The following is a 16061-nucleotide window of genomic DNA, read 5'->3' on the forward strand; positions in this document are numbered from 1 at the left end:
GCCCCCTTCGGTCGCTCCGACCCTCGCGCTCGCCCCCTTCGGTCGCTCCGACCCTCGCGCTCGCCCCCTTCGGTCGCTCCGACCCTCGCGCTCGCCCCCTTCGGTCGCTCCGACCCTCGCGCTCGCCCCCTTCGGTCGCTCCGACCCTCGCGCTCGCCGTATGCTCTCAGGCCAGCGGCGTCCGTTCGACGACCGTCCCGTCGTACGTCGGATACTGCTCGACGATTTCGCCATCGTCGACGTCGCCGTCGTCGACCATCTCCTCCAGAAGCCACCACGCCAACTCGACGTGGTCGGATTTGACGGTGTAGAACTGCTCCGGCACGCCGAGTTCCTCGAGTCGGGCCTCGGTCACCCACGTCTTCCCGTAGACGATGGTGCCGTCGTCGGTGATCTCGTCGAACTCCCGGCGGACGTTCTGGGCCATCCGCTTGAGTCGAGAGCGGTGCTGGGCGGCGTCCTTGAACACGCTGGTGCAGAAATACACCTTCTCGTGGTCGCCCATCTCTTCGAGGATGCCGTGGCTCCCCTTGACGGCCGACATGTGGTCGTCCTTGAGTTCGAAGCCTTCCTCTTGCATCCGACGGTAGTTGCCGTCAGACATCTCGAACTCGTTGATATTACAGAAGTCGGCGGCGCCCTCATCGAGGAACTCCAGGAACTCCGGCTCCGGACGGATGCCGGGAATCTCGAAGGCCGGTGTGAGGCCCTCCTCGCGAGCGATGTAGAGGATTTCCTCCCACTCGGTGCCGTGCATGTCGCCCCACAGCTCCAGCGGCGGGTGGAAGCGAATCTCGTCGAGGCCCGCCTCAGCGAGGCGACGCATGTTCTCGCGGCCCCCCGTGATGCCGGTGTAGAGGTGGGTGTGGTGGTCGTCGCCGAACTCGTCTTTCAGGAGTTCGATGTAGCGGCAGGTGCGTTCGAGCACCTCCTGCGGTTCGCCGCCGGTAATCGAGGAGCCGAGGGCATCCATCCGATTTGCTTCCTCGATGATGTCCTCGTCGTTCTCGACGGGTCGTTCGTTGGCGTAGACCTGCGTGACGTTCTTGCGGTTCTCGCCGAGCGGGCAGTAGAAACAGTCGCGCTGGTCGCAGTAACCGTAGACGAAAAGCACCATCTTCCCCCCAACAGCGCACTGTTCACAGCCCTTCGAAATCATTCGTTACCGTTGTTTGTACGGCGAGACGCAAAAGTCGTGCGTTACGCGCCGCCGGGGTTTGGTCGACGACCGATGAGATGAAAAGCAGGCAGCACCTCCCTTCGAGCATGCCCCCCACGCGACGCGAACTGCTGGCTGGCCTCGGTGCCGGCGCTGCCGTTGGGTTGGCTGGCTGTGCCGGCCAGCTCACCGACGACGGCGTGGCGTTCGGCGCCACGGAGGCCACCCTGTCGGCGAGCGTCCAGGAGGAGACGGGCTACACCCACTTCCGGACGACCCCCGACACGGTCTCCCGGGAGTTCCAGCGGTTCGGCTTCTCCAGAAGCGTCGACGTGACGAACGTCATCAGCGAATACGACCGGGCCATCGAGTTGAGCCTGCTCGGAACCCGACTCCAGGCGGCCGTTTTTGCGACGCTTTCGACGCCGCAAGTGCAGATTCTTGGCCGGTCGTTCAACCCCATCGAAGAGATATCGACTGCCGAAATCACGACCACGATCCAGCAGCAATACGACCAGATCGAGAACGTCACGGAAGACCGCCAGCACGATATGGACGTCGCCGGGCAGTCGACGACAGTCACCCGCTTTACCGCCACTGCTCGGCTCATCGAGGCGGGTTTCGGCGTCGATATCTACCTATACGTCAGCGAAGCGGTGATGGTCGGTGAGGACTTCCTCGTCACGCTTGCGGCCCACCCACAGGCGTTCGGCGCAAACGTCGAAACCATCAGCACGCTGAACGCGGCCCTCACCCACGCCCCATGAGGGCGAAGGGTCTTAACGTATCGCGTGAAACTGTCGCATAACGAGCGATGCTGCTGATCCTGTGTGTCGACCTCGACGACGACCTCGGCCGAAAGACCGACTTCGAGACGCCGGTCGTCGGCCGCGATTCCGTCGAGGATGCCGCCGTCGCGCTCGCCAATGCCGACCCCGAGGACTCCGACGTGAACGTCTGTTTCGAGGGCGTACACCTCCACGACGCCATCGACGCCGACGACGAGTCCGTCGAGGTGGCCATCGTCACCGGCACGGCGAAGGCCGACGTCTCCGCGAACCGGAAGGTCGGCGAGGAGGTCGACACCGTGCTGGCGTCGCTGTCGACCGGCGAGGACGTCAGCGCGCTCGTCGTCACCGACGGCGCACAGGACGAGTCCGTGCTGCCGGTCATCCGCTCGCGCGTCCCCATCGACGGGGTTCGACGCGTCGTCGTCCGGCAGGCCCAAGACCTCGAATCGATGTACTACACGTTCAAGCAGGTGCTCGCAGATCCCGAAACCCGCGGCACCATCCTCATCCCGCTCGGCATCCTGTTGCTCATCTACCCGGTCGCCATCGTCGCCGACTATCTCGGCTTGCCGGGGTCGACGCTCGGCGTCATCTCCGCACTCCTGGGGCTGTACGTCCTCTTCCGGGGACTCGGCCTCGAGGACGCCATCGACGAGACGCTCGAACGGGTTCGTGTCGGGCTCTTCTCGGGGCGCGTCCAGCTCGTCACGTACGTCGTCGGAGCGGCGCTGTTAGCGGTCGGCGCCGTCGGCGGCGTCGAGGCGGTCGAACGGATGCCCGACCCCGAAGCAGTCAGTGCCACGGCCGCCTTCGTCTTCGGCGCCGTCCAGTGGGTAGCCGCCGCGGGCGTCGTCGCCGCCCTGGGCCGCATCACCGACGAGTATCTCGCAGGGTCGTTCAAATGGCGGTATCTCAACGCCCCGTTCTACGTTCTCGCGATTGCTATTGTCCTCCACGGCCTGAGCGCGTTCCTCCTTTCGGAGCCGTTCGCCGGGCTGTCGTATCTCGCGGCGACGCTGACGGCGGGCACGCTTCTCGGACTCGCCAGTACGCTCGCATTCGCCGTCATCGAGCAGCGATACCCGCGGAATCGGGACTCCGAAATCGCCAGCTAGAGCACGGCGATAGCCGCGACGTCCGGCAACCCAAGCGAGCGGTGCCGCCAGCCATCGCCGGCGTTCGCGAGAAACGTTCCATCCTCGGTGACGGCGTAGGTCGCCTCGGCGTACGCGACGCCCGCAACGGCGCCTCCGACGGGTAGTTCGACCGGCGACCATTCGCCGCCGTCGCGCTCGTAGAGCGTCTCGGCCGTCGCGGCGTGTGCCGTTTCGCCGGCGCCAGCGACGACGCTGAACGCGCCGTCGAGGGCCGACATCCAGCCGTTGGCGAGATAGTACAGCCCGGATTCGGTCGCCGCGAGCGGCCCGACGGCCGTGGTCACGTCGGTCGCTGCGTCGAGGCCGACGTGGGTGCCGTCGAGGCGGTGGATACCGGAGGCCGCTGCAACCATGTCGCCGTCGATGGCTCGCACGTCGTCGAGGTCGCCGAGCGGCTCCCAGCCGCCGTCGTAGCGTGCGACGGTGCCTCCGCCAGCGGCGACGAGGCCGTCGTGGTAGTCGACCGCCGTCGCGGGGCCGAACCCGGTCTCGACGAACGCCTCGCCGTCCCCGATGAGTACGTCCTCGGGCGTCGCGATAGCGAGTCGGCCGTCTGCGGTCGCTACGTCGGTGACGGTGCTTCGGTGTTCGAGGGAGAACTCGCCGACGATGTCATCAGAGATGCTGACCCGTGCGAGCCCCGCCCCCGCCGCGACGAACGCCGTCGCCGTTTTCGTTTTATCGGCGTAGACGCGCTTTTCATCGAGGCTGATATCCTCGTCGCTCATACCACCACTCGTGAGCGCCGCGCCGAAAGCGTTTACCTCCGTGCCGGAACCCCTTTGCCGTCTCCGGTCAACCACGCTGACATGGAACTGTTCGGTTCGAGTGGGGTTCGCGGGGTTGCCGGCGAGGAGCTGACACCGCAGTCGGTTCTCCGTATCGCCGCGGCCGCGGGAACGGTGCTCGACGCCGACGCCGTCGCCATCGCCCGCGACACGCGGACGACCGGCCGAATGTTCGTTGACGCCGCCGCCAGCGGGCTCGCAAGCGTCGGCTGTTCGGTACACCGGCTCGGCATCGCCCCGACGCCCGCCGCACAGACGTACGCCGAACGCGAAGGTGTCCACGCCATCGTCATCACGGCGAGTCACAACCCCGCCGAATACAACGGCGTGAAACTCGTCGGTGACGATGGCGTCGAACTCCCCACGGAGACGCTCGAACGCATCGAGGCGTGCCTGTTCGATGAAGCGTTCGACCCGGCCGGCTACGACGCGGTCGGCACCCACCACGACATCGAGGGCGCGAACGACGCGTACGTACGGGAGCTGCTCGACCGGCTCGACGCCGAGGGCGTCCGCGACGACATCGCTGACGCCGAATTGACCGTCGCTCTCGACCCCGGCCACGGCGCCGGCTGTCTCACGAACCCGGGGTTCTTCCGGAAACTCGGCTGTGACGTCGTGACGGTCAACGCCCAGCCCGACGGCCACTTCCCGGGGCGTGACCCCGAGCCGGTCGCCGAGAACCTCGCTGACCTCCGGCGACTCGTTCGCACGACGGACGCCGACCTCGGCGTGGCCCACGACGGCGACGCCGACCGCGCGATTTTCGTCGACGAGACCGGGGCCCACATCGAGGGCGACGCGGCACTCGCGGCGCTTGCAGCAGCCGAACTCGAGGCCGGCGACGTGGCCGTCTCCGCGGTCAACGTCTCCCAGCGACTCGTCGATGTCGTCGCCGAGGCCGAGGCCGACCTCGAACTCACTCGCATCGGCAGCACGTACATCATCACCCGGATTCGCGAACTGCTTTCGGAGGCGAGAACCGTTCCGATCGCCGGCGAGGGCAACGGCGGCATCCTGTTCCCAGAGTACCGCATCGCCCGTGACGGCGCCTACACCGCCGCCCGCTTTCTCTCCGTGGTCGTCGACCGTCCGGCGAGCGAAGTAGCAGCGGCGCACGGCGGCTACGAGAACGTCCGGACGAACCTCGGATACGACGACGCCGACGAGCGTGCGGCCATGCTTGAGGCGGTCGAAGCCGTCGCCGAAGACGCAGACGCCGAGGTGACGACGCTCGACGGCTACCGCCTCGATTACGGCGACGCGTGGGTGCTCGCCCGCCCGAGCGGGACGGAGCCGCTCGTCCGAATCTACGCCGAGGCTCGGAGCCGTGACCGCGCCGAGCGGCTGCTGGAAGAGATGCGCGAGGCGGTCGAAGCAGCCCGAACGGTGAACTGACGCTGTTATTCGAGTTCGTAGTTTTCGAGCGCCTCCCCTAATTCCTCGTACTCCGCGCGAGCGGCTTCCAGTTCGTCCTCGATAGCGCCGCTTTCGACGCGCTCACGCTCTTCACTCGTGAGTTCCTCGTCGGCGACGGCGGCGGTTCGGAGCCGCTCGTAGTCATCCCGCTGGGTCAGCCGTCGGACGGCCCGCAGCGCTGCAACCGTCTCCTCGTCCGCGAACCGGCCGACGACGGCAACCAGCTCTTCGATGCGATGGCGAAGCGACGACGCCTCGGATGGTGGCCAATCGGTTTCGAGCGGGTCGGCAGAGATGGACTCCAGATACGTCCGATTCGTCGCCACGCGCCGCTTGAGCAGGTCGGCGTCGTCGACGTAGTGGCCGAGTTTCGACGGCGAGTACGTCGCATACTCGAGTAGTTCGCCGACCGTATGTTCCTCGGGCTGGTCACGGACGTATTCGAGCAATCGCTCCGGCGGCGCCTCGAACCCCACAAGCGGGTACTCCGAGGCGGTGGCAACGAACTCCAGGAACTCACTGGCGCTGACTGATTTCCGGAACTCGGTGAACGCGTCCCTGACTGCCTCGTTGTAGGCGGCTATCGGCTCGTGCAGTTCCTCGATGGGTGCGTCGAGGTCGGCCTCGCTCAACTGAACCAGCCGTTCGAGGTCATCGATGCGGTCGGCCAGTTCCCGGCGGCGCTTCTCGGCGGCCTGATACGCTTCTCGGTACTGCTGGCGCGCTTCCTCAAGTTCCGATCGTTTCTCGGCATATTCGCGGGCCGGTTCCAGTGCTTTGCGGGCCGCGTCGAAGTCGCTCGATGTCAGCGATTTCGAGACGCCGCTCGTCTTGACGTGGCTGTCGGCCTCGACGAACGCCTCGCTTTCGGGGACGTCTTCCGGGATCGATTCGAGCGTCTCGGAGATGGCGTTCCGGAACTCGACGTACCCCTCGAAGTCGTCCCAGTCGGTCGCACGCTCCTCCCAGCGGTCGAGCACGCGCCCGACGGATTCGTAGGCGTCCGCGACCGTATCGACATCACCGTCGAGGGCTTCGAGGGCCGTTTTCCGGCTTTCCAGGCGGTCGTGTGTGGCTTTCAACTCGGCGACCGCGTCGAACTCACTCGTAGACATCGTCGGGGTCGAACACCCGGTCGCCGACGGTTTCGCCGTCAAGCGTGCGGTGGAAACAGGACTCGAAGCCGGTATGGCACGCGCCGCCCTCCTGGTGGACGAGATAGAGGAGTGCGTCCCCATCGCAGTCGACGCGAATCTCCTCGATGTCCTGGGTGTGGCCGCTGGTGCCGCCCTTCTTCCAGATTTCGTCACGGCTCCGGGAGTAGTAGTGTGCGAGCCCCGTCTCGCGGCTCCGTTCGAGGGCGTCCTCGGAGACGTACGCGAGCATGAGGACGTCCCCCGAGTCGGCGTCCTGCGCGACCGCCGGGAGCAACTCCTGTTCATCGAACGCGAGGTCGACACTCATTGTCGGAATCTGGGTCACTCACCCGCATAGGCCTTTTCGTTGGCAGGGTCAGGCCCATCCGAGCGAGGACAAGAGCGCGAACAGCACGTCGCCGTACGTGAGCGCGAGCAGCAGGCCGACGAACATCGGGACGATGAACGGAATGCCGGGGGTGATCCAGACGATGTCGCGGTCGGGTTCGGTGAGCACCTCGAGGCCCTCCCGAAGCTCCGCCGGCGTCGTCCCGTAGGCGTCGTGTTCGGCGAGGAAGCGGTCGGCACCCCACTCGTCGAGTGGCCGGATTGCGCGTCTCGAAGCGACGCTCGGGGCTTCGGCGGCTTCGACTCCACCGTCAGTCACCGCTCGCTCCTCGTCGACCATCGAGCCATCGCCGGGGTCGTTCCGCTCCGTCGGAAGCGGATGCCGGTAACGGTCGGGGTTGGCACGGACTTTCTCAAAACTGACGCCGCGCCAGCGGAGATACATCCGAAGCGCATCGATGTCCAGCCCTTGACGCGTGAATCCCTCGGAGGTCTCCAGCAGGCGGCCGTACTCATCGAGCACGCTGTCGACGGCGACGGGGCGGCCGATGAACATCGGCGAGGCAATTCGTCCGAGCAGTGCGTTGCGCGCAGCGAGCGCGAAGGGATACGCGAGACCGACGAGGACGGTGTTCGAGAGAATTGTGAGCGAGAAGACGCCGAGCGTCGCTCGGTTCAGGGGATAGGCACCGCTCACGAGATAGAAGGTTGGATACACCGGGAAGAGGACGGCGAGGCTGATGACGGCTTTGGCGTCGGCGCCGCCGAAGCCGCCCAACCGCCAGAAAATGTAGCCGAGCGGTGCGACGAGGCCGAGTGAGAGGGCGACCTGGACGGCGAAAAGCCGCTGCTCGAAGGGGATGGCGTCGGTGATGAGCCAGATGTCCCACAGGAGGGCGACGACTCCGAGGCCGATGAGTGGGAGCCACGTCCGGTTCGGCACGCGCCGCGTCCGGATGTCGCGGATGGCCGCCCACCCGAAGACGGGCACTGCGAGCAGCCTGAGCAGGTCGGGGCCGGAGGCGAACCCGAAGAGCAGCGACAACACGTACGAGGATGTGTCCACATTCCTTATAAACGCCCGCAATCATTCGAATACAAATTGGTTTAGGAACATTCTTCGGAATTCCGGTATCTCTTCTGTGGGTGTTTTCTATTCTTCCGGAATACTGCCGGAACAGCACCCGATATGCGGAACTGTTGTGTATCCGTACGTAACGATGCCGTACAGAGAGTACGAGACGCTGGAGCTCGATAGGGCGGCGCTTGTGTGCATCGACGTCCAACGAGCGTTCGACGACGATCGGTACGGCGAGCGCAACAACCCGGATGCGGAGCGGCACATCGCCGAACTGCTGGCGGCGTGGCGCGAGACTGACCTCCCCGTCTTTCACGTCAAACACGACTCGACGGAACGACACTCGCCGCTCCGACCCGACCGGGCGGGCAACGAGTTCAAACCGGCGGGCGAACCCGACGCTGACGAGCCGGTCATCACGAAGGGAGTCAACAGCGCGTTTATTGGGACTGATTTAGCGGCGCGTCTGCGTGAGGCGGGCGTCGAACGTCCGGCTTTCGTCGGCTTCACGACTGACCACTGCGTGTCGACGACGGTGCGGATGGCGGAGAACCTCGGCTTCGAGCCCTACGTCGCCAGCGACGCGACGGTGGCCTTCGACCGGGAGTTCAACGGCACGCGATACGCTGCCGAACAGAGCCACCGGCTGGCCCTGGCACATCTCTCCGAGGAGTTCGCGACGGTCGTCGAGACGGCGACGTTGCTGGCAACGCTTGAATCGCGGTGAGAGAAGAAAGAACCGATTAGATGACGCGGTTCTGCAGGTAGTCGAGGTGCTTCGCGTTGTAGACGATCTTGACCGTGTCGGCGGCGGGGCTGCCGATACAGGTCAGGCGAACGCCCTTCTCCTCGACCTCTTCGTCCGAGAGAATCTGCTGCATGTCCATGTCGATTTCGCCCTCTTTGATGATGGCGGCGCAGTTCGCACACGCACCGGCACGGCACGAGAACGGCCAGTCGAAGCCCTGCGCCTCGGCCGCTTCGAGGATGTACTCAGCCTCGGCAACGTCGAGCACGCCGTAGTCCTCGTCGTCGAGGCCAGCGTCTGCGGCCTCGCCGAAGAGGTTCTCGTTGTCCATGTCCCAGCCGTGGTCGTCCAGTACTTCGTAGTTGAGGTATTCTACTGTGGGCATCACCGAAATCGTACTCGCCCCTGCGTGTTGAAGGTTGCTGTTAAGAGCCGTGCTCAGCCGTGATCCCAACGAATGTCCATTTCCTGGCGGCCCGATCACACCGCGGACGTAAAGCGGAACACGAGGAACGCGCCGACGGTCGCGATCGCCGGAACGAAATTTTGCATCAAGATGACACGTCCGGTGGTTTCGGGGTCGAACAGATCCGAGGCGGCGGGGATGTCGTCGGGTTCCTCCTCGCCGATAGGGGGCGCGTCCTTCCCCTGTTTTTCGGTGTCTCCGACGGTCGCACCCTCGTCCGCTGCCAGCGCGCCGACGGAGACGTTCGCACCCTCGCCGCGAACGGCCTCCGCTGCGGTCGTCGTCCGGGTTGCGCGTCCCCACCCGAGGCCGACGATGCTCATCGTCGCGATGATGACGAAACTCGCAGGGATACCGATAGCCGCAAGCGCCGCCGTCGCGGTCGAGGAGACGATGGCCACAATGATGGCGGCTGTCAGCGGCAACTGCGTCAGGTCGCTTCCCATCGTATCGAGCGTCTTGCGGGCGATGGTGAACGCGCCGACGCCGACGGCCGCCCCCGCAAGGAGGATGGCGGCGTTCATCGACAGTTCACCACTGCCGACGAGCGGTGCGACGGCGTTCGCCGCGTTCGAAGCGCCCGCGGAGAAGGCCATCAGGCAGCCGATGCCGATGACGACCAGAGCGCCGACCAGTTCCCGGCGCGTCGCCTCCCCACTGAACGGGCTGTTGTCCGATTGCGGAATGGCGATCCAGGCGTTGATGGTCGGATAGAAATACCGACCGACGACGCCGCTAATCCAGAAGGCGATGATGGGGGCGACGATCCACCACGAGACGATGCGGCCCATCGTCTCCCAGTTGAGGCTGCCGGTCGCTAAGCCGAGTCCGGCGATGGAGCCGACAGCCGTCATCGATGTCGAGGCGGGCACGCCGAAACTGTTCGAAATGAATAGCGCGAAGCCGATAAAGAAGAGCACGATGATGCTCGCCTGCAGCGTGAACAGCTCACCCGGAATGATGCCGTCACCGAGCGTGTCGATGACCTCCCGGCCGATGGTCCAGCCGCCCGCAAAGAAGAAGACCGTCATGAGCGCCGCCGCCGTCAGCTTCTTCAGCACGCCCGCACCGACAGCGGGGCCGAACGCGGGTGCCGTCGACGACCCGCCGATATTGTAGCCGACGAACGCAGCGACCGCGAGACCGACGATAAGGAGAGGTTCCATACACGAAACTACGTCGGGACTCCGGATAAGCACCCTGTTTGCCGGCCAACGGGTACGCTTTTGCCCTGCCGGGCCAGCCGAGTAGGTATGTTCCCTTCCTTCGAGGTCATCCCGGCGGTGGATATGCGCGACGGACAGGTCGTCCAGCTCGTCGGCGGCGAGCGCGGCACCGGAAAGACGTACGGCGACCCCGTCGAGGCCGCTCGTCGGTGGGTCGACGCGGGCGCTGAGACGCTACACCTCGTCGACCTCGACGGCGCCTTCGAGGGCGAACGGGAGAACGCAGCTGCCGTCGAGGCCATCCTCGACGCGGTCGACGTCGACGTACAGCTGGGCGGCGGCATCCGCACCGCTGAGGACGCCTGTTCCCTCCTCGAATTGGGCGTCGACCGCGTCATCCTCGGAACGGCCGCCGTCGAGAACCCCGAAATCGTCGGAGAAATCAGCGACGAGTATCCCAAAACCGTGATGGTGAGTCTCGACGCGAAAGGTGGCGAGGTCGTCGTCTCGGGATGGACGGAGGGCACCGGCCTCGACCCCGCCGAGGCCGCAGCGCGGTACGAAGAGGAGGGTGCCGGCGCGATACTGTTCACCGATGTCGATGTCGAGGGACAACTCGAAGGCGTGCGCCGCGAACCGGTCGAGCGCGTCGTCGAAGCGGTCGACATCCCCGTCGTCGCGAGCGGCGGCGTGTCGACGCTCGATGACGTGCGCACGCTGAAAGCGACTGGCGCTGCCGCCGTCGTGGTGGGGACGGCGCTCTACGAGGGCCGGTTCACGCTCGAAGAGGCCCTGGCCGTCTAATCACGGCAGAGCCGTCTGCGTGCCCGCCCGTACAGCAGCGCCGCTCGCGTGAGGAGCCCCTCCTTTGTCGTCGGGGGCAGTGCGGGCGCCACCGGTTCGGCAAGCGCCGCCGCCACGGGCAGCAGGTTGCGTGCGCTCATACGACTCCATAGGTTATCCGCCGGGGGACAAAACGTTCAGTCAGACGGCCGTCACGCGGTCGTCGGACGGCGCTACACGAGGCCGTCGAGACGCTTCCCGAGCGAGGGGTAGTTCTCGTCGAGATACCCCCGCAGGAAGACGAAGCCGACGACGGCGAGGAGCGCGAACACGACGCCGCCGACCGGTCCGAGCCGTTTCGTGCTCAGTTTCCAGGCCGACCACGCGAGTCCGAGCAGTTCGAGCATACGCCATCTGCGGCGGCCGGGCACAAAAAGCCGCAGCACGGTTCGACACGCCGCCCCACACCGCCGCAATCACCTTATGTGAGCACGAGAACTGTCGTGTATGACAGACCGGACGGCGGCCGTTACGCGGGAGACGGCCGAGACGGAAATCGAGGTGACCATCGCCCTCGACGGCGATGGGGACAGCACCGCCGACACCGGTATCGGCTTCTTCGACCACATGCTCGCAGCCCTCGCCAAACACGGCCTTTTCGACCTCACGGTTCGCTGTGACGGCGACCTCGCCATCGACGACCACCACACCGTCGAGGATGTCGCCATCACGCTCGGGGAGGCCATCGCGGAGGCGCTCGGCGACAAACGTGGTATCGTCCGCTACGCCGACCGCCGGGTGCCGCTGGACGAGGCCGTTGCCAGCCTTGTCGTCGACGTCTCGGGCCGTCCCCGATTCTACTTCGACGGCGAGTTCTCACAACCGACCGTCGGCGAGTTCACGAGCGACATGGCGCGGCACTTCGCCGAATCGCTGGCGCTGAACGCCGGCCTGACGCTGCACGTCGCCGTCGAGGGCGAGAACGCCCACCACGAAATCGAGGCGCTGTTCAAAGGGCTGGCGCGAACGCTGGACGACGCGACCCGCATCGACGAACGACGCGGCGACACGCCGAGTACGAAAGGCGAACTGTAGGCTCACTCCGGTTCGCCGCGCTGGACGCCGCGATAGACGGCCATCGCTGTGAAGTACACGCCCAAAAAGAGGAGGAAGCCGACAGTGAACGTCGGGACACTGCTCGTGGTCAAGCCGGCGCTCGTCTGTGTGATGAGCACGGCGATCGCGACGATATACACGAGCAGGGCGACGCCGCCCGAGACGACGTAGACGCCCAGATCGGATTCGAGAACGTCCATGTTAGTCGATACTCGACGGACTGAGTGAAAACACTGCCGGCGTCCGCGGTATCCGTGGTTGTGACGCATCGAACGGCGCTGCGGCTGTCGGCCGAAGCGTCAAAAGAAAGTGAGAGCGATTTAGTTGACCTTGAACTCGATGGCTGCGCCCTGACCGAAGCCGACACATTCGGTCGCGAGACCGAGTTCGGCGTCGTCGCGCTTGCGCATCTCGTGGATGAGCGTAACGGGCAGGCGAGCGCCGGTGGCACCGAGCGGGTGGCCGATGGCGATTGCGCCGCCGTTGACGTTGTAGATGTCGTCGTCGAAGCCGAGCTCCTCCCGGCAGTAGTGACACTGGGAGGCGAACGCCTCGTTCAGCTCGACGAGGTCGTAATCGTCGGCGGACGTGCCGGAGCGCTCGAAGAGCGTCTCACAGGCCGGGACAGGGCCGATGCCCATGACCTCGGGCTCGACGCCGGCGACGGAGTTGTTGCCGATTTCGGCGAGTTCCTCGAAGCCGTGCTCCTCCGCGAAGGCACGGGAGGTGACCATCAGCGCGGCGGCGCCGTCGGTCGTCTGGGAGGCGTTGCCCGGCGTGACGGTGCCGTCAGCCTTGAAGACGGTCGGCAGCCCGGCGAGTTTCTCCTTGGTCGTGCCCGGACGAAGGCCCTCATCCTTCTTCACGACGATCTCGTTGCCTTCCTCGTCGTGGCCCTCGATGGGGATGATCTCGTCGTCGAAGCGGCCCTCTTCAGTGGCGGCGACGGCGCGCTGCTGGGAGCGAGCGGCGTACTCGTCCTGCGCTTCGCGCGAGACATCGTAGCGCTCGGCGACTTCCTCGGCGGTCATGCCCATCTGCAGGGCGGCGATGTTGTGGTGGTCGTTGAGGCCAGGGTGAACCTGGTTGTTCTGACCCATCTTCACACGGGACATCGACTCGACGCCGCCAGCGATGACGCAGTCACGCTGACCGGCGCGGACGGCGTCGGCCGCGGAGATGACCGCCTGCGCGGACGAGGCACACCAGCGGTTGATGGTCGTCGCGGGCGTATCCTCGCCCAGGTCGCTCATCAGGGCGATGACGCGGGCCATGTTGTTGCCCTGCTCTTCGCGCTGCTGAGCACAACCCCACATGAGGTCGTCGACGTCCTCGCCGGTGAGGTCGGTCTCCTCCAGCATCTGGTTGATGAGCGGGATGGAGAGGTCTTCGGAGCGGACGTCGGCGAAGACGCCGTCCTCCTTCCCGAAGGGGGTTCGGTACGCTTTTACCACGACAGGTGTGTTGTCACTCATACATGGTTCGTTTATCTTCCTCCTATGTTAATCCTACTACTCGGGCGCTTTTTGTCCGTAAGGTTTGAGAGTAACATCTGCTTATATTGTTAACCTCGCAGCCGAGGGTATTTATACAGTGGCTGGCTGAGCGATTCGGTTCCTGTCGACGGCGAGCCGGCCGATTCCAACGCATAGCGTCCCGTTGGCGGGCTCGTTCGCCCGGTTCTACCCGGCAGATACCCGCCCGTAGACGATGGTTCGACGGGCTTATACAGGTGCCGCGGTAACGTTCTTGGGAATGAGCAGCCACGAATTCGACGTTATCGAGTTTCTGCTGACTGCGGCCATCTACACGGAAAACCGATCCCTCGACGAGCGCGACCTGCCGCCCAGGTACCGGCGCGTGTTCTGGGAGGACGGCGAAGTCGAACGCCCCCTGACGACGACCACCAGCACCGCCGCCGCCGCGACCGGCGTCGAGCGCCCGTGGGAGGCCGTCTCTGGGCTGATGTTCACCGACCGCGACGACTTCTCCGGCAAGATCGAGTTCACCGACCGTGACATGGCCGAGTCGTGGCTCCTCGACCGCATGGACGCGGAGACGCTACAGGACAACCCCACGCTCGCGTACGCCTTCGGCGACGAGTTCGACGTCGAGTACGACCAGGCCCGCGAGCAGAACCGCCCAATCCACGCCGACCGCGTCTGGATCGACTCCCTGCTTGAGGAGATGTTCGACGAGGATGAAGAGGAGATGCTCGACCTCGTCGAGGTTCGCGCCCCCGAGGAGATCGAGATGACGCTCGAGGATCTCGTGTTGACCGGCGACCAGGAAAACGAGATTCACAAGGTCGTCAAGGCCATCGAGCACCGCGATTATCTCGCGAAGATCGGCCTCCGTGAGATCGGCAAGCTCCTCTTCGTCGGCCCGCCGGGTACCGGGAAGACCTCCGTCGCCCGCGCGCTCGCCCAAGACCTCGACCTGCCGTTCGTCGAGGTCAAACTCTCGATGATAACGAGTCAGTATCTCGGCGAGACGGCGAAAAACGTCGACAAGACCTTCGAGGTCGCAAAGCGGCTCTCGCCGTGTATCCTCTTCATGGACGAGTTCGACTTCGTCGCGAAGACGCGTTCCTCCGACGAACACGCCGCCATCAAACGCGCCGTGAACACGCTCCTGAAGAGCATCGACGAGATTTCGCTGATCCAGGACGACGTCCTCCTCATCGGGGCGACGAACCACCCCGACCAGCTCGACGCGGCCGCCTGGCGTCGCTTCGACGAGATCGTCAATTTCCCCAAGCCTGACCGGAACATGCGCTCGGACATCCTTCGCATCGTCACCCGGCGGATGGAGATCGACGACTTCGACCCCGACGAGCTCGCGGAGGCGACCGAAGGGCTAACCGGCAGCGACCTCCGGCTCGTCCTCCGCGAGGCCGTTCTCGATGCCCTCACCGAGGAGCGGACGACGCTCACCCAGGACGACCTCCTGGATGCGATTCAGGACTTCGAGGAACGGGACAACCTCAAGAACATGGATATGATTGAGGGCGACGCCGATGCGCTGGTCGCGGGCGGCTCCGACCACGACCACGATCACTGATGCAGGTCACGCTGCTTGGCACCGGCGACACGACCGGGACGCCGACGCCGAGTTGCGACTGTGACACCTGTACGACCGCCCGCGAACGCGGCGTCCAGCGCTCTCGCTTTTCGGTACACGTCCACAATGAACGAACCGGGGAGTCGCTGCTCATCGACGCCAGCCCCGACTTCCGACAGCAGTTTCTCGACACCGATGTCACCCTGCCGGACGCCGTGCTCATCTCGCACATTCACTTCGATCACATCGACGGCCTGGGGAACGTCTATCGGCTCCTCGACGACGTGCCGGTGTACGCTGCCGACGAAACCGACCCCAAGACCGGCGAAAGCGTCGCGGAGACGGTCGCCCGCAAGTACGACTACCTCGACGCCATCACGGTCGAGGAGCGGTCGCCGTTCGAGCCCTTCGAGGCCTGCGGTTTCGAGGTGACGCTCGTCCCCGTCGACCACCCGCCGCTGGTCTGTTACGGGCTCTCCATCGAAGACCCCGAAACGGGTGCGAAACTGTCGCTTTCGGGTGATACGAACTACGCGGTCTCCAAGCAATCACGGGACGTGCTTCGGAACCCCGACCTGCTTTTCGTCGACGGCATCGTCCCGGCGAAATACTGCGAGTACCACCCCCTCGGCGGCGACCACGCCGACGGCGATGGTGTCTTCCGCACCTTCGGTACGAAACACATGACAATCGAGGGCGCGCGACGCTTCGCCGACGACCTCGCTGCCGACGACTACCGACTCGTGCATCTCTCGCATTACATTCCCGCCGAAGATGCCTTCGACGACGACATGGCCGTCGATGGCGTGACCTTCGAACTGTAATCACCGCCGACACTGGTGC

The 16061-nt window shown here is 65.3% G+C and carries 19 protein-coding genes; 8 read left to right on the forward strand and 11 right to left on the reverse strand.

The genetic code is table 11. The annotated features are described in order from the left end of the window. Positions 1-166: 166 nt before the first annotated feature. Positions 167-1159 carry a radical SAM protein gene (locus ACI8UR_RS05670; RefSeq protein WP_411714407.1) on the reverse strand — a complete coding sequence of 331 codons (993 nt, stop codon included), beginning with the start codon at positions 1157-1159 and terminating at the stop codon, positions 167-169. 107 nt (positions 1160-1266) lie between these two features. Here ACI8UR_RS05670 and ACI8UR_RS05675 point away from each other — a divergent pair, with 107 nt between their 5' ends. After that, positions 1267-1926, forward strand: coding sequence for a DUF6517 family protein (locus ACI8UR_RS05675; RefSeq protein WP_411714408.1), 660 nt, complete (start codon positions 1267-1269; stop codon positions 1924-1926). A 47-nt stretch (positions 1927-1973) separates the two neighbouring features. Further along, the gene (locus tag ACI8UR_RS05680) at positions 1974-3065 is read left to right on the forward strand and encodes a DUF373 family protein (RefSeq protein WP_411714409.1); all 1092 of its coding nucleotides are present in this window, start codon (positions 1974-1976) and stop codon (positions 3063-3065) included. Here the strand turns inward: ACI8UR_RS05680 and ACI8UR_RS05685 are convergent. After that, positions 3062-3835, reverse strand: a complete 774-nt coding sequence (locus tag ACI8UR_RS05685; protein ID WP_411714410.1) for a hypothetical protein — start codon at positions 3833-3835, stop codon at positions 3062-3064. The two genes, ACI8UR_RS05680 and ACI8UR_RS05685, sit on opposite strands and share 4 nt — an antisense overlap. 81 nt (positions 3836-3916) lie before the next feature. Between ACI8UR_RS05685 and glmM the strand changes: the two genes are divergently transcribed. Further along, on the forward strand, positions 3917-5293 hold the full coding sequence (gene glmM / locus ACI8UR_RS05690) for a phosphoglucosamine mutase (RefSeq protein WP_411714411.1): 1377 nt from the start codon (positions 3917-3919) through the stop codon (positions 5291-5293). A 5-nt stretch (positions 5294-5298) separates the two neighbouring features. Here the strand turns inward: glmM and ACI8UR_RS05695 are convergent, their stop codons facing one another. Genes ACI8UR_RS05695 through ACI8UR_RS05705 form a run of 3 tightly spaced genes read right to left on the reverse strand, consistent with a single transcriptional unit; the run spans position 5299 to position 7864 of the window. Continuing rightward, positions 5299-6429 carry a hypothetical protein gene (locus tag ACI8UR_RS05695; protein ID WP_411714412.1) on the reverse strand — a complete coding sequence of 377 codons (1131 nt, stop codon included), beginning with the start codon at positions 6427-6429 and terminating at the stop codon, positions 5299-5301. Then, the gene (gene hisI, locus ACI8UR_RS05700) at positions 6416-6778 is read right to left on the reverse strand and encodes a phosphoribosyl-AMP cyclohydrolase (RefSeq protein ID WP_411714413.1); all 363 of its coding nucleotides are present in this window, start codon (positions 6776-6778) and stop codon (positions 6416-6418) included. The genes ACI8UR_RS05695 and hisI overlap by 14 nt, the downstream gene beginning before the upstream one ends. Positions 6779-6826: 48 nt before the next feature. Beyond that, complete coding sequence (locus ACI8UR_RS05705; RefSeq protein WP_411714414.1) at positions 6827-7864, reverse strand: prepilin peptidase; 1038 nt, start codon at positions 7862-7864, stop codon at positions 6827-6829. A gap of 154 nt (positions 7865-8018) precedes the next feature. On the opposite strand from ACI8UR_RS05705, the gene ACI8UR_RS05710 reads away from it, so the two are divergent. After that, entirely contained in the window at positions 8019-8603 is a 585-nt protein-coding gene (locus tag ACI8UR_RS05710; protein WP_411714415.1) for a cysteine hydrolase family protein, read from the forward strand. Between the two features lie 16 nt (positions 8604-8619). Here ACI8UR_RS05710 and fer read toward each other — a convergent pair whose 3' ends face one another. Then, positions 8620-9009 (reverse strand): ferredoxin Fer, encoded by a 390-nt coding sequence (fer, locus tag ACI8UR_RS05715; protein ID WP_411714416.1) that lies wholly within the window; start codon positions 9007-9009, stop codon positions 8620-8622. A gap of 95 nt (positions 9010-9104) precedes the next feature. Continuing rightward, positions 9105-10256 (reverse strand): anion permease, encoded by a 1152-nt coding sequence (locus ACI8UR_RS05720; RefSeq protein ID WP_411714417.1) that lies wholly within the window; start codon positions 10254-10256, stop codon positions 9105-9107. 87 nt (positions 10257-10343) lie between these two features. Between ACI8UR_RS05720 and hisA the strand changes: the two genes are divergently transcribed. Continuing rightward, entirely contained in the window at positions 10344-11060 is a 717-nt protein-coding gene (gene hisA, locus ACI8UR_RS05725) for a 1-(5-phosphoribosyl)-5-[(5-phosphoribosylamino)methylideneamino]imidazole-4-carboxamide isomerase (protein WP_411714418.1), read from the forward strand. On the opposite strand, the gene ACI8UR_RS05730 is transcribed toward hisA, so the two are convergent. Then, positions 11057-11200, reverse strand: coding sequence for a hypothetical protein (locus ACI8UR_RS05730; protein ID WP_411714419.1), 144 nt, complete (start codon positions 11198-11200; stop codon positions 11057-11059). The genes hisA and ACI8UR_RS05730 overlap by 4 nt on opposite strands. Before the next feature lie 72 nt (positions 11201-11272). Continuing rightward, a complete protein-coding gene (locus ACI8UR_RS05735; protein WP_411714420.1) occupies positions 11273-11446 on the reverse strand; it encodes a hypothetical protein in 174 nt (57 codons plus the stop codon). A gap of 100 nt (positions 11447-11546) precedes the next feature. On the opposite strand from ACI8UR_RS05735, the gene hisB reads away from it, so the two are divergent. After that, complete coding sequence (gene hisB / locus ACI8UR_RS05740) at positions 11547-12134, forward strand: imidazoleglycerol-phosphate dehydratase HisB (protein ID WP_411714421.1); 588 nt, start codon at positions 11547-11549, stop codon at positions 12132-12134. Between the two features lie 2 nt (positions 12135-12136). Here hisB and ACI8UR_RS05745 read toward each other — a convergent pair whose 3' ends face one another. Further along, positions 12137-12355: a hypothetical protein gene (locus ACI8UR_RS05745; RefSeq protein ID WP_411714422.1), complete on the reverse strand. Its 219-nt coding sequence runs from the start codon at positions 12353-12355 to the stop codon at positions 12137-12139. A gap of 120 nt (positions 12356-12475) precedes the next feature. Continuing rightward, a complete protein-coding gene (locus ACI8UR_RS05750) occupies positions 12476-13630 on the reverse strand; it encodes a thiolase family protein (RefSeq protein ID WP_411714423.1) in 1155 nt (384 codons plus the stop codon). 280 nt (positions 13631-13910) lie between these two features. Between ACI8UR_RS05750 and ACI8UR_RS05755 the strand changes: the two genes are divergently transcribed. Then, the gene (locus ACI8UR_RS05755) at positions 13911-15218 is read left to right on the forward strand and encodes an ATP-binding protein (protein WP_411714424.1); all 1308 of its coding nucleotides are present in this window, start codon (positions 13911-13913) and stop codon (positions 15216-15218) included. After that, positions 15218-16042, forward strand: coding sequence for an MBL fold metallo-hydrolase (locus ACI8UR_RS05760; RefSeq protein WP_411714425.1), 825 nt, complete (start codon positions 15218-15220; stop codon positions 16040-16042). Before ACI8UR_RS05755 ends, ACI8UR_RS05760 begins: the two co-directional genes overlap by 1 nt. The last annotated feature ends 19 nt before the right edge of the window (positions 16043-16061 follow it).

Source organism: Natronomonas sp. (genome assembly GCF_047616845.1).
In the GTDB taxonomy this organism is placed as follows: Archaea; Halobacteriota; Halobacteria; order Halobacteriales; family Haloarculaceae; genus Natronomonas.

Coding starts and splice junctions, on each gene's coding strand:
- glmM (WP_411714411.1), top strand. CDS start 3,917: ATGGAACTGTTCGGTTCGAGTGGGGTTCGCGGGGTTGCCGGCGAGGAG.
- hisA (WP_411714418.1), top strand. CDS start 10,344: ATGTTCCCTTCCTTCGAGGTCATCCCGGCGGTGGATATGCGCGACGGA.
- ACI8UR_RS05675 (WP_411714408.1), top strand. CDS start 1,267: ATGCCCCCCACGCGACGCGAACTGCTGGCTGGCCTCGGTGCCGGCGCT.
- ACI8UR_RS05760 (WP_411714425.1), top strand. CDS start 15,218: ATGCAGGTCACGCTGCTTGGCACCGGCGACACGACCGGGACGCCGACG.
- ACI8UR_RS05735 (WP_411714420.1), bottom strand. CDS start 11,446: ATGCTCGAACTGCTCGGACTCGCGTGGTCGGCCTGGAAACTGAGCACG.
- hisB (WP_411714421.1), top strand. CDS start 11,547: ATGACAGACCGGACGGCGGCCGTTACGCGGGAGACGGCCGAGACGGAA.
- ACI8UR_RS05680 (WP_411714409.1), top strand. CDS start 1,974: ATGCTGCTGATCCTGTGTGTCGACCTCGACGACGACCTCGGCCGAAAG.
- ACI8UR_RS05755 (WP_411714424.1), top strand. CDS start 13,911: ATGAGCAGCCACGAATTCGACGTTATCGAGTTTCTGCTGACTGCGGCC.
- ACI8UR_RS05745 (WP_411714422.1), bottom strand. CDS start 12,355: ATGGACGTTCTCGAATCCGATCTGGGCGTCTACGTCGTCTCGGGCGGC.
- ACI8UR_RS05730 (WP_411714419.1), bottom strand. CDS start 11,200: ATGAGCGCACGCAACCTGCTGCCCGTGGCGGCGGCGCTTGCCGAACCG.
- ACI8UR_RS05695 (WP_411714412.1), bottom strand. CDS start 6,429: ATGTCTACGAGTGAGTTCGACGCGGTCGCCGAGTTGAAAGCCACACAC.
- ACI8UR_RS05750 (WP_411714423.1), bottom strand. CDS start 13,630: ATGAGTGACAACACACCTGTCGTGGTAAAAGCGTACCGAACCCCCTTC.
- ACI8UR_RS05685 (WP_411714410.1), bottom strand. CDS start 3,835: ATGAGCGACGAGGATATCAGCCTCGATGAAAAGCGCGTCTACGCCGAT.
- ACI8UR_RS05710 (WP_411714415.1), top strand. CDS start 8,019: ATGCCGTACAGAGAGTACGAGACGCTGGAGCTCGATAGGGCGGCGCTT.
- ACI8UR_RS05670 (WP_411714407.1), bottom strand. CDS start 1,159: ATGATTTCGAAGGGCTGTGAACAGTGCGCTGTTGGGGGGAAGATGGTG.
- ACI8UR_RS05720 (WP_411714417.1), bottom strand. CDS start 10,256: ATGGAACCTCTCCTTATCGTCGGTCTCGCGGTCGCTGCGTTCGTCGGC.
- hisI (WP_411714413.1), bottom strand. CDS start 6,778: ATGAGTGTCGACCTCGCGTTCGATGAACAGGAGTTGCTCCCGGCGGTC.
- fer (WP_411714416.1), bottom strand. CDS start 9,009: ATGCCCACAGTAGAATACCTCAACTACGAAGTACTGGACGACCACGGC.